The sequence below is a fragment of the Filimonas lacunae genome, assembly GCF_002355595.1.
Taxonomy (GTDB): domain Bacteria; phylum Bacteroidota; class Bacteroidia; order Chitinophagales; family Chitinophagaceae; genus Filimonas; species Filimonas lacunae.
The window spans coordinates 1,242,941-1,255,076 of the sequence record NZ_AP017422.1; the positions used below are offsets into that span (position 1 = coordinate 1,242,941).

The 12,136-nt window shown below is 43.7% G+C and carries 12 protein-coding genes; 8 read left to right on the forward strand and 4 right to left on the reverse strand.

What is annotated here, in order from left to right; genetic code table 11:
* Positions 1-2 precede the first annotated feature (2 nt).
* Genes FLA_RS05145 through FLA_RS05155 form a run of 3 tightly spaced genes read left to right on the forward strand, consistent with a single transcriptional unit; the run spans position 3 to position 2,968 of the window.
* Positions 3-1,385 (forward strand): RagB/SusD family nutrient uptake outer membrane protein, encoded by a 1,383-nt coding sequence (locus tag FLA_RS05145; protein ID WP_076382303.1) that lies wholly within the window; start codon positions 3-5, stop codon positions 1,383-1,385.
* The gene (locus tag FLA_RS05150) at positions 1,382-2,503 is read left to right on the forward strand and encodes a TlpA family protein disulfide reductase (protein ID WP_076382302.1); all 1,122 of its coding nucleotides are present in this window, start codon (positions 1,382-1,384) and stop codon (positions 2,501-2,503) included. Before FLA_RS05145 ends, FLA_RS05150 begins: the two co-directional genes overlap by 4 nt.
* Before the next feature lie 51 nt (positions 2,504-2,554).
* Positions 2,555-2,968: a hypothetical protein gene (locus tag FLA_RS05155; protein WP_076382301.1), complete on the forward strand. Its 414-nt coding sequence runs from the start codon at positions 2,555-2,557 to the stop codon at positions 2,966-2,968.
* Between the two features lie 55 nt (positions 2,969-3,023).
* Here the strand turns inward: FLA_RS05155 and FLA_RS05160 are convergent, their stop codons facing one another.
* Both FLA_RS05160 and FLA_RS05165 read right to left on the reverse strand, forming a co-directional pair.
* The gene (locus FLA_RS05160) at positions 3,024-3,647 is read right to left on the reverse strand and encodes a hypothetical protein (RefSeq protein WP_076383027.1); all 624 of its coding nucleotides are present in this window, start codon (positions 3,645-3,647) and stop codon (positions 3,024-3,026) included.
* 701 nt (positions 3,648-4,348) lie between these two features.
* Positions 4,349-5,047: a hypothetical protein gene (locus FLA_RS05165; RefSeq protein ID WP_096510766.1), complete on the reverse strand. Its 699-nt coding sequence runs from the start codon at positions 5,045-5,047 to the stop codon at positions 4,349-4,351.
* Between the two features lie 423 nt (positions 5,048-5,470).
* Between FLA_RS05165 and FLA_RS05175 the strand changes: the two genes are divergently transcribed.
* A complete protein-coding gene (locus FLA_RS05175; RefSeq protein ID WP_096510770.1) occupies positions 5,471-5,956 on the forward strand; it encodes a hypothetical protein in 486 nt (161 codons plus the stop codon).
* A 453-nt stretch (positions 5,957-6,409) separates the two neighbouring features.
* On the forward strand, positions 6,410-7,075 hold the full coding sequence (locus FLA_RS05180) for a hypothetical protein (protein ID WP_076382665.1): 666 nt from the start codon (positions 6,410-6,412) through the stop codon (positions 7,073-7,075).
* 199 nt (positions 7,076-7,274) lie between these two features.
* Here the strand turns inward: FLA_RS05180 and FLA_RS05185 are convergent, their stop codons facing one another.
* Positions 7,275-8,252 (reverse strand): alpha/beta hydrolase, encoded by a 978-nt coding sequence (locus FLA_RS05185; protein ID WP_231940394.1) that lies wholly within the window; start codon positions 8,250-8,252, stop codon positions 7,275-7,277.
* Between the two features lie 268 nt (positions 8,253-8,520).
* Positions 8,521-8,799 carry a Rossmann-fold NAD(P)-binding domain-containing protein gene (locus tag FLA_RS05190; RefSeq protein ID WP_076382664.1) on the reverse strand — a complete coding sequence of 93 codons (279 nt, stop codon included), beginning with the start codon at positions 8,797-8,799 and terminating at the stop codon, positions 8,521-8,523.
* Between the two features lie 205 nt (positions 8,800-9,004).
* On the opposite strand from FLA_RS05190, the gene FLA_RS05195 reads away from it, so the two are divergent.
* The 3 genes from FLA_RS05195 to FLA_RS05205 are packed head-to-tail and all read left to right on the forward strand — an operon-like array spanning position 9,005 to position 12,127.
* Positions 9,005-9,631, forward strand: coding sequence for a TetR/AcrR family transcriptional regulator (locus tag FLA_RS05195; protein WP_144264193.1), 627 nt, complete (start codon positions 9,005-9,007; stop codon positions 9,629-9,631).
* 54 nt (positions 9,632-9,685) lie between these two features.
* Positions 9,686-11,047: a TolC family protein gene (locus tag FLA_RS05200; RefSeq protein ID WP_084206551.1), complete on the forward strand. Its 1,362-nt coding sequence runs from the start codon at positions 9,686-9,688 to the stop codon at positions 11,045-11,047.
* A 60-nt stretch (positions 11,048-11,107) separates the two neighbouring features.
* Complete coding sequence (locus FLA_RS05205; RefSeq protein WP_231940395.1) at positions 11,108-12,127, forward strand: efflux RND transporter periplasmic adaptor subunit; 1,020 nt, start codon at positions 11,108-11,110, stop codon at positions 12,125-12,127.
* The last annotated feature ends 9 nt before the right edge of the window (positions 12,128-12,136 follow it).

Genomic DNA, 12,136 nt, shown 5'->3' on the forward strand with positions numbered 1-12,136 from the left:
TTATGAAACGCATTCTATATTCTTCTTTTCTTTTGCTACTGTGTGCTGCTTCTGCCTGCAAAAAACTGATAGATGCAGGCGAACCCAGAACACAAACAGTGGCCTCTATTGTATTCAGCGATAGTAAAACGGCCACCGCAGTACTGATGGGTATTTACGCGAGCCTCGAAGGCTACCGAACAGTTAATACCACCACCATGCCCGGTTTATCGGCAGATGAGCTGATCAGTTATTCATCACCTATATCCAGGTACTACACCAACTCATTAAATGCCTCTATTAATAATGATTTTTGGAGCGTATACTATGGGCATATCTATCAGGCCAATAACCTGATAGACCAGTTGCAGCAGTCACCTGCTGTAAAGGAGGCTGATAAGCGCCAGCTGATAGGAGAAGCATTGTTTCTGCGCGTGTTCTGCCATTTTTACCTGACGAATTATTTTGGCAACATTCCCTACATTACCACACCAGACTATAAGGTAAACTCAGTTATAACACGGGTATCTGCCAAAGACTCTGTATATCCTGCCATGATACGCGACCTGAAGCTGGCGCAGAGCTACCTTTCTGTAGCATACCCTACAGCAGAGCGTGTGCGTGTAAACAAAGCCGTAGCTACCGCTTTGCTGGCCAGGCTGTACCTGTATCACGAAGAATGGAAGAACGCAGAAGATGCTGCCACGGCAGTTATCAGCAATACCAGCGACTATGGTATAGAATCTATTGACAATGCCTTTCTGCGTGCCAGCAAAGAAGCCATCTGGCAGTTTAGTCCCAATAGCTCTTTTCTTACTTACTCGGCAGAAGCACTCAACTATATACTCAGAGGTGTGCCAGCTGGCAGCACCGGCAGGGTAAGCATCAGCTCTTTTCTATACAATGCGTTTGAGACAGACGATCTGAGAAAAACAAAATGGATAGGCACCATTACACCTGCAGGTAGTGCAGTAAGCTATCAATACGCATGGAAGTATAAAACCAACACATCCACCGGTACACCGGAATACTCCATAGTAATGCGACTGGCCGAGCAGTACCTGATAAGAGCAGAAGCCAGGGCCAGGCAGCAGCAGGTAGAAACAGCAGCCGATGATGTTGATGTGCTCAGGCAACGGGCAGGGTTGGGGCAACTGCCGGAGAACCTGACCCAACCGGAATGCCTGGACCGTATTATGCAGGAGCGCCGTGTGGAGTTGTTTGTAGAATGGGGCCACCGCTGGCTGGATTTGAAGCGCACCGGCCTGGTAAACACGGTAATGCCTGCTGTATGCCAGGCAAAGGGCGGTAGCTGGAAACCCGAATGGGCCTTATATCCCATACCGCAGGTACAATTAAATAACAACCCCGCTATGGCGGACGACCAAAATGAAGGTTACAAATGATAAAGCCAATTACTATATTATCCTGCCTGCTGCTAACAGCAGCGGCAGGTTTTGCCCAGCAAACTGTGACCATTAAAGGTTATGTAACAGGGCCAGACACCCAACTGGATAAAGTATATCTATCCGGTGAAGGCATTGGTGAAGACACGGCTATCATCAAAAACGGGGTGTTTACTTTCCAGGTGCCTTTTAAGCAGCCCATTATAGCCATACTGCATAGTGCGTATGATGAAGAAGTAAGAAAGATGTACCGCTCTGCTGTACTGGTGATAGACCGTGCAGGCATCATAGTGATGGATAGTGTTGCATTGGACAAGGGTATGAGCAGGTGTATTATTAAAGAAATGCCCTCTGCTATAGAATTTGTGCAATTTGAAAAGCTGGGGGTAGCAGCCGGTAAGGCAGCCGCAGCTGTACAGCCCTGGGTGCAGGAAAATGAACCAGGCTACGAAGCCAAAAGAAAAGTATTTGATTCTGTATACCAGGAAAAACTTTCCGGATTGTTGTTGGAAGCGGCGCACGGGAATGGTGGAAAATTCAGTTTTGTAGTAACGCTGGGTAATAGCAGGAGCCGGCTTTCGGCTAAGGTGCTACAGCGTATATACCAGCTGCTAAGCCCAGCTATGCAGGCATCTGAGCCAGGCAAACAGATAAACGCCTACCTGAATGGGTTGAAGAATGGCGTAACAGGCGCTACGGTAGCAGATTTCAGCTTACCTGGGCCTGATGGTAAAGAAATAGCCCTTAGCCAGCTGAAAGGCAAATATGTGCTAATAGATTTCTGGGCCAGCTGGTGTGGGCCATGCAGGCAGTCTTTTCCGTTTATGCGTTCGCTATACGACACCTACCGCCAGTATCCTTTCGAAATACTCAGCATATCTATTGACAAAAGCAAGGTAAAATGGCAGCAGGCGGTGCAGGAAGAAAAACTACCCTGGCCGCAGGCATTGGATACCCGCAATGTATCTCTGCAAGGGTTTGCTGTAGTAGCGGTGCCAACCACTTATCTCCTCAGCCCAGAAGGAAAGATTATTGGAAAAGATATAGGTTTTGAAGAAAACAGTGCCATACCTAAGCTATTGCAACAGTTGTTTTTGCATACAGCTGCCCAACCTTAAGGCTAGTTTTTCCGGAGAGAGAATTGGTTGAAAAATTTGGTTACCCAACGGATGATTTATTTCCCATTGATTGGGGAGATTTCTGAAGTTATTGAACCTGTTTTTTCGATGCTTTTAATAAGCGAAATGTTTAAATTATTAGATATGACCGATATTATGTTGTCTAAAATAAAAGACCTGTTTAAACCTTTAACAGTTCTTGTTACGTTTGTGCTGAATATTATGTTGATCTGTGCGCTTCTCTATAATCCGTTCAGTCTTTTTTTTGTAGAAGGTAATGAAACTTACGGCATTGTTTCAGCAATACTTACTATTGTTACTTGTGTGTTGATCGTTTCTCTTAGCGTGAGTTCTGGACTATTACTTTATAATATTGCTAAAAAAGACAGGGTATCTATCTATTCACCGGTGCTTGCATTGATAGTGTTAATAGCTGTGCTTGCGGCAATTTTATATGGTGGATGAGGGGCTGCTAATGAAGAAAGCCCCAACTTTCGTTGAGGCTTCTCCTCCATGCTATCTATCCTCCATACACCGCCGATACAATATCACTCGGCTGCCCTATATCTTCTCTTCCGTTAAAATAAAACGCCATATACTCGCGTATCTCTGCCTGCTGGGGCACAGCAAGTGGGCGGGTATCCTGGTAAGGCGATTCATAATCGTTACCCAGTTTTTCCCAACCGTAGGTACCCTTAATACGGCTGTAAATGGTAATACATTTCATCACCTGCAGGTTAAAGGTAATATCCACCCTGCCGGAATAAGCTGTGGCCTTAATGATTGGTTTTATCTCCTTTAGGTCGAAGATTCGGGTGCTGCCTACAATTCCGAGCGCACTGCCCAGCGAATCCTGGTAGTTTTCATTGGATTTCATTTGTGCTGCCAGCCTGATGATTACCTGTATGGAATCCTGCACTGTTTTGTTCCTGGCCTTTACGGACTCTTCAAAGTCTTTACGCTTTACCTCGGTACCGGTTATGGCTGTTACCAGGGTATCTGAGGCCGTTTCCAGCTCTGTTACCTGCTGAGTGCTCAGGCCCAGTTGGGGGCCTATCACGCTGGCCTTTTCTTTTAAATTACTGCCCCATACTATTTTTTTTGCATCGGCTTTAGGAACAAAATGGATATACTGTTTTTTCATAAAATGTGTTTTTGTTTATTAACTAATAATTGTTGTTGCCGCTCTTTTTTATTGATCCCCTCTACTGTTCTGGCTCCTGCGCAGTTACCGGTGAACGAAACGTAGTGGAGGGTGAGCTGCGATGTAAAATTGCAAAAGGGGGTGAAGAGCATAAAACCTGTGTCACAGGTGTGTTGGGCTCAAACGCAGTGGGGACGCGGAAAAAAAACTTTTTATTTTGTGGAAACGAAAACGGTAAAAAACTTTAGAAACTGCGCAATTGGCTCATATACAGCTGGTTGTGATGTTGTGTCTGGCTAACGAAACACAGGTGTAACACAGGTTTTGCCCCGCAAATGCAGTGGTAGTAAGGGTTTTTGTTTCAAAAACCGTTTTTTAGTGTGCCTGCTTGCTTATAAAAAAAGGAGCTTTCCCATGCCTCGTCCTATAGGATGGGCGTCTTGCTCTATAGGACGAGCTGCTCGTCTGTTGTGCCGGGCAACTCGCCCTATAGCGCAAGCAGCTCGTCCTAACGGATAAGTTGCTCGTCCGTTAGGATATGTGTTTGGCTTGCAGGAATCAGTGGCCTGGCAGATGGTAGGGGCACAAAAAAAGCACGCCCCGGATGCCCGGAAGTGCTTTCCCATGCCTCGTCCTAACGAGCGAGCAGCTCGTACGTTAGGACGAAGCGCTCATCCGTTAGTATATGGGGGCGTAAAGTGTTATTCTTCCGTATGCAGGTCGTCCGGAAACCTGCCGCCGTTGCGTTTTATTTTTCGTAGTATCAGCCCACATTCGTCTAATAACGCCTCCAGCTTACGGATGGTAGTTGCAGAAACCCGTTTGCTGGCCATCGTTACCAGGTTTTCTGCACTGGGCATTTCGGCACGCGGAAAAGAAACCACCTTGCTTAAAATGCGTAATACAGGGGCAAATTTTCTCAGTTTGGTAAAGCCCGCCACTACCAGCATGCGTACAAAAACGCTGAAAAATATACCGTTCTCCCGCATCTCGGCTCGGTCCAGCTCTTCCCGGTCGGCTTTTATTTCTTCACTGGCCAGATTGGCCTGGCGATTCAACCATTCTTCTATATGTATAGCCACAGCATCGGTTTCCTGGCTATAGCCGCCGCAGGTAGCTGGTTGCCACCTGGTAGTGGTTAAGGCCTGCAGGTATTGTTTACGCAACCGGCCTATACAGGCAAGTTTGTCTGCCCCGCTTTGCGCTGCATGAATTTGCATGCCGGCTTCAGTGGCCATGTAATGCAGTAAACGTCTGCAATTGAGGTTCATGGCAATGGCAATTTCAAACAGCTGTTCCTGCGCGCCCTTTGCACGGTTCCATAATTTAAGATTATGAAGCAATGTATTAATATAGTCAACCCGCTCCTTGCTACGTTGTTCGGGTACACTGTGATGCACGAATGTATGTACCGCCCGTAATATGGCACGCAACAGCTTATTGCCACGGCTTGTTTACTAATATCTATTGGTCCATCTTCCTAATCGCCAGCTGGTTTGGTCCTCTAATTGCTGTTCTCCTGATTCTTTTTGTACCTGGCATTTCTGTCGCATCATTTATTTGGTTCCGGGAACGTTACCTAGAGCTAATTTCATTTTTTGTCCAGATTTGCTTTTTGCCTGCCAGGGAGGTGCTTGCATTTCTGGATTTGAAAAGTTATCTTTCTTAAAAATTAATCGCCTCCCAATATGGCCCGAAAAATGATCCCATTGCCACATATCTTGTCAATATATTCCTTTGAGAGGAAGTTCCGGCTACCTATGATATCGGTAAGGCCCGTATATGCGGTCATCATAAAACTATTTTTTTTACTGCTTCTATTCATGCTCTGCAGAACAGGCCATGCACAGAAAATTACCCCCGAACAGCAGGCCATTAAAGTAGTCCAAAAATACTTCCGGACCGACTGCAAGACAGGCGTGGCCTATTCGTGGACCAGGGATGGAAATATTGCAGATAGGTCGGTCGGCAGCTATCAGATCTATGAGATCAAGGGGCTGACTTGGAAGCTCAAGGCTGCTGAGCTCAGTACAGTTGAGAAAAATAACGGCTACACGTTTCGCGGTACGATCACACTGAATGCCGCTTCTTTCAGATCTTTTACAGTTTATGGACAAAACGTGCCTTTGGACCGTCGACATAGCAAAGGCTGGGGCGAATGGAAAGAGTTTCCCCAAAACGATTACACGATTATCATCGAGAAAAAGAATGGGGTTTGGAAAGATCTTGATGTCGCCCATCAATATGCCGTCCAGATATCGGCGCACGATGTGCCAAAGTGCACCAATATCACCAATCCTCCGCAATGACAATGCGGTCATTGCCTAGATTTTAACTTCTCCCCTAATTGGAGGGTTTCCCCAATCTGGCTTTTAGACTATCCAGACTTTATGCATAGTAATCAATATCCCCCAACAAATCGTCTTGATCCGAAGTAGTGAAAGCGTAGCAGGCAGCGCCTGGCTGAAAATAAGAAAGCCTCAACATTTGTTGAGGCTTTATCTGTGGAGGGGAGCGGGGAAATATCGAACTTTTTGGAGGATTTTGAGGAGATCTGCAAGATGCTGAATCTATAGAATGATATGTTAATAAGCTTTTTGAGGGGTTTATCGAAGTTGTTTAGGTTTACGGCGTTAATATTACCTAACCAGGGATGTGCAAATTCGCTGTTATTAAGGTAATGTCCCAATAAAGGGAGGAAGCGTTTTTACATGTACCTGTTCGTTAATTATATTTGGACTTATTCATAAATGCATATTATCATGAAATTTAAAATCCTTGCATTTAGCCTTTTTTTTACTTCTACTCTATTGGCGCAGAATATTGAGTTGACTAAAGAAAATACAGAAAGCTGTCAGGTTGGCTTTTCTTTTGAAAAATCAATGGGAAAAGGAGTGGTAAGGGTTGTAAAAGATTCTTTAGTAAAGGGGGCGGATGAACCTACTTATGTGAAAATAAAAGGGGTAGAATTGAAAAACGGTGTAATTGAATTTGAGTTACTAAGCAGATTGCTGCCAGGAGCTTCAGATTCTGCACGAGGTTTTATAGGTATTGCTTTTAGGATAGCGCAGGATAACAAGCAATTTGAAAGCTTTTATCTCAGGCCGGCAAATGCCCGGGTATTAAATCAGATCAGGCGTAATCATTCTACACAATATTTCTCCTATCCGGATTATAAGTTTGACAGGTTGCGCAGAGAAGCACCTGAAAAATATGAATCTTATGCTGATATGGAGTTGGATAAATGGATTCGGGTAAAAGTGTTTATTCAGAATGCGCAGGCAATGCTTTACTTAAATGGCCAACTGCAGCCTGCACTTGTGGTGAACGATCTGAAACTAGGAGGAGATGTTGCAGGGGGCATTGGATTTTGGGTAGAAAACGGAACTGAAGGTTTTTTCAGAAATTTATCAGTTTCTAAATTATAAATGAACAGTTTTAAAGGTCCCCATTGTTTAATGGGCACTGATACGGAATATTATAACTAGGCAGGAGGCTCTCAATGGCCTCCTGCCTTTTTATGGTTTAATGTAGTCTAAAATGCTGTTATTGATTGTTTCTGTCTCTGTCTCTGTAGTTTGAAGTTATAGGATCGGCCACTCGTAACGGTGTTTCCCCTTATCGGGATTATCGAACAAATGCCTTTAATACAGAGGCTATTTGCTGAATGGCAACAATAGTGGATGGTACAGGTTGAAGTGAGTTAATAATCACAAAATCATGGATCATACCATTGTATCGCGTAGAGATCGTATAAACACCCGCTTCATCAAGCTTTCTGGCGTAGGCTTCTCCTTCATCCCGCAGTACGTCATTCTCCTCCGTAATAACTAATGCAGGCGGCAACCCTTTTAACTGATCAGCAGAGGCCTGTAATGGTGAAGCATAAACTTCTTTTCTCTGAGCCGGATCTTTGATGTATAAATCCCAACCTTTCATCATGAGGCCCCTGGTTAAAAAACGGCCATTGGCAAATTGTTTGTATGATGCCGTGTTGAAATTGGCATCAGTGACAGGGGATATTAACACCTGAAGTTTTAACTGAGGCCCTTTTTTTTCTTTGGCCATTAGGGCTACTACAGTAGCCATATTACCTCCTACGCTGTTGCCTGCAACTGCAAGTTTGCTGCCGTCAATCATGACTTCCTTTCCGTGTGCTGCAATCCATTTGGTGGCGGCATAGGCTTCGTTATTTTGCTGCGGATAATGTGCGTCGGGTGTTCTTGTAAAGTCAACAAATACTGCAGCTATTCCGGATTGTACAACCAAGTCGCGTAACAAAGTTTTATGGGAGTCAAAGTCGCCCATGAACCAGATACCCCCATGAAAGTACATGAATGCAGGAATATCATTTTTAACATTGGCCGGACGTACAATATGCAGTTTTACACTGAGGCCATCTTCCTGTATCATCTTTTCTGTTATTTCAACCCCCGAAATATCTGGCTTGTCACCAACGGAAGTGGCATACGCATAGGTTGCCCTGGCTTTGTCAATTGGCATTTGCTCAACCGGCATAGGGGTGGCGGCATTTACTGCTTTCAGAAATCCTTTAACATGGCTTTCGACGTTTGGATCTTTTGCAGGGTCAATTACCTGTGCCATAGTATTCGTGTTGAAAGCTGTAGCCGACATTACAGTAGCTACAGAAAGTAATTTTTTGAGTGAACGTTTCATAATTTTTTAAGTTTGACAACAGCCTTATTTTTTACTGAAGGCAGTTAATTTGAAAGAAGTATGTTGCTATTCTTTTTCTTACACAAAAGTAGATGGGGTGTATGGCAGTCTTTTAACACGAATTTCCGTTTTACTAACACTTATTTCCCTGATAGTCCTTCACAGTTTGAGTGGAGATAAGCAGGCTTGTTTTCCTTCATCGAGCCAATTGAACAATATCTTTTACTTCAATATTGAATGATGCATGCCCCACACTACATACTACAATCATAGCTCGTCCCAGCTCTTGCAGGGTGCAAAATCCTTTTGGGTACAGCCATCTTCCCAGCGGGAAAAACCATTTGATAAAACGATAAAAACCGTGCGTATGTGTAAGGCCTTTTGTTGGCGTCAATAAGAAGGGACGGAATGCATAAAAAGATGAGAAGCGGAGCTTTTGTAAATCATTTTCAGTCTCACCCTTTACCCTGGCCATATTGTTTTTCCTGCTTAATAAAACAATTTATTCTAACACTTATTTACGAAACATGAGCTTATTATCATCCATTTAGAAAAGATATGGCTTCATTTTATTGGATTACGAAAGATGTGTAGTAAGATCTTGCTTGTTACTATTTTTTTTTTTTTTTGAACGGTGTTTAAATAATGTTTGTTTATTAAACGCTGTTCAATATCTTTGTGTGGAAATTAAAGTAATTCCCATGGGTATATCGGAAAGGAAGCAGAAAGAGAAACTGGAGATGGCCAAGCTTATACTGGATGCTGCCCGAAAGGTGTTCCTGGAAAAAGGGTATGAGCAAACCAGTATACGGAACATTGCAAATGAGATCAATTATAGCCCTGGCTCCCTTTACTTTTATTTTAAAGACAAATCTGAAATTTTCCACGAATTACATAAAGAGGGCTTTCGCCTGTTAATGAGCCGCATGGCGGTATTGGCAAAAGTAGCAGACCCTTTTGAGCGTTTAAAAGCGATTGGGCTAAATTTTATAGAATTTGCCCAGCAACACCGGGATTATTATAACCTGATGTTTATTGTAGAAGAGCCGGTTAATCCTGCAGTGGAGGGATTTAAGATAGCACAGGAGGCTATTAGTTTCCTGGCAGGAGTATTAACGGAGTGCCAGGCCAAGGGGCGTTTTACAGGCATGGATATTGAATACCTCACGTTTATGGTATTGTCGGCTATACATGGCATCTGCGCGCTTTTTTGTAAAGACCGTACCAGCAGTTTCGTAAGTAAAACCAACGAAGAACTGATGCAGCACGGCTACGAATGCTTTGTAGCGCTGCTGGAAAAGGGGTAACCCTTTTTTTTATCCTGTTATTGAACACTGATCAAAAATAAAACAGCGATTGAAATGAGACTGAATAAGTTTATCATTAGGGCAGCGTATGCTGGTACCTGTGGCTTGTTGTTAACAACAACTTCGAAAGCCCAAAGTTCCCTGGACAATTATATAGAGCAGGGCATTGCCTCTAACAAAAGCATACAGCAACAGGGGTTTATCCTGGAAAAAAATATCTATGCTTTAAAAGAGGCGAAGAGCCTGTTTCTTCCCAGTGTAACTTTTAATACTTCCTATACAAAAGCGCAGGGAGGGCGTACAATAGGCTTGCCTTTGGGAGATTTATTAAACAATGTGTATTCCTCTTTAAACCAGTTAACAGGTAGTCATGCTTTTCCGCAAGTGGCCAATCAGAAGGTGCTGTTAAACCCTGATAACTTTTACGATGCACATTTCCGTACTTCTTTACCGTTGTTGAATGCTGAATTGAACTACAACAAGCGAATCAAAAGCCAGCAGCTGGATTTACAGAAAGAAGAAATACTGCTGTATAAACGGGAATTGGTAAAAGAGATTAAAACAGCTTATTACCAGTACCTGAAGGCGATGAATGCGGTGGCTATCTACCAATCTTCGCTGGAGCTGGTGAATGAAGGGTTACGTGTGAATAATGCGTTGCTAAAAAACGAGAAGGCCAACAGAACAGCTGTACTGCGTAGTGAAAACGAGGTGTCGCGTATCAATGCTTCACTTACTTCTGCTATTGCCAGCAAAGAATCTGCAAAAAATTACTTCAACTTTTTATTAAACAAAACGCTGACAGATAGCATTATCATTGATGTCTCTTTTTCGCTGCCGCCCACGCAAAACCTGTCAGACCAGGGAGTGGACAAAAGGGAAGAACTGGCTAAGTTAACAACAGCTGCTGCTATTAATAATAATGTAACCGGGTTAGCCAAATCTTACCTCACGCCTAAAATAAGCACTTTTTTAGACCTGGGTTCGCAGGAGTTCGACTGGAAGTTTAACAGCGATAGCCGGTATTACCTGTTTGGCGTTAGCCTGGAATGGAACCTGTTTTCTTTTGGCAGAAATACCTATAAAATAAAGCAGGCCGTAGCCGATCAAAAAAGCATAGCTGCGCAAACGGATTATGTAAAAATACAATTGCAAACAGAACTGAGTGTACGCCAGCACGAATGGGAAAGCTCGTTAGCTCAGTACCAGGCAGCAGTTACACAGCAGCGTACTGCGCAAACATATTATGGCGATGAGATGAAACTGTATAAAGAGGGCCTTGCCATTTATATAGAGTTACTGGATGCACAGAATCAGTTAATCAATGCCCGTTTACAAACCAATATCTCTTTATACGATATGTGGATAGCGCATGCAGCTATTGAGCGCGCCACTGCCGGGTTCATCATACAATAAATATTTATCATTAATTGAATTACCATGAAAAGGATTTATTTATTCTATCCATTCCTAACCATGTCTTCCATAGTATTTTTTTCCTGCGGCGAAAAAAAGGAAGGGACAAAACAAACGGGCGAATCGGATATTATTCCTGTTAAAATTGCCGCTATATCCTCCCTGTCGCTTCCCGATACTATCAATGCCACGGGGTTGGTTACTACGGAGAATACGGCCCAGTATTCTTTTAAAATAGGCGGGGTTATCACTAAGATATATGTAGAAGAAGGCCGTTTTTTTCATAAGGGAGATTTGCTGGCAACGTTGAACGCAACGGAAATAGGCGCAGGGTTATCTCAATCCAACCTGAATGCAGAAAAGGCGCAAAGAGATTACAACCGGGCGGTTAGTTTGTATAAAGACAGTGTATATACATTGGAACAATTGCAAAATACCAAAACCGCTTTGGATATAGCAGAGCGGGGCAAAGAAGCAGTAGCGTTTAACGAGCGTTATTCGCGCATTTATGCAGCGGCTGATGGCTTTGTTACACAGAAGGTTGCCAACGAAGGTGAAGTGGTGGGCGCTGGAAGCCCGGTACTATTGATTAACGAAGCTGCCGGAAACAGTAACTACTTACTGAAGGTGGGGGTAACTGACAGGGAATGGGCGGCCATTAACCTGGGACAAAAAGGTACGGTTATTCTCGATGGTTATCCCGGTCAGGCTTTTGATGCGTTTGTGTTTCGTAAGTCGCAGGCATCAGACCGGGCGGCGGGGGCCTTCCAGGTGGAGTTAAAAATCACCCTTCATAACACACAGCCTGCCGTAGGTATGTTTGGTAAAGCAGTGATTCATACCAAAAAAGCCGACAATGTAGTGGTAATACCATACGATGCCCTGGTAGAAGTGGATGGCGATAATGCCTTTGTATTTACTCCCGCCGGCAGTAACAGCGTTAAACGCAGACCTGTAGTGCTTTCCGGCTTCGATAATCACCAGGCATATGTGCTTTCCGGTATTAGCAATACAGATACCATTGTGGTGTCTAACAGTGCGTTCCTGAATGAGCAATCCATTATTAAAATCACCCGTTAATGCTATAGC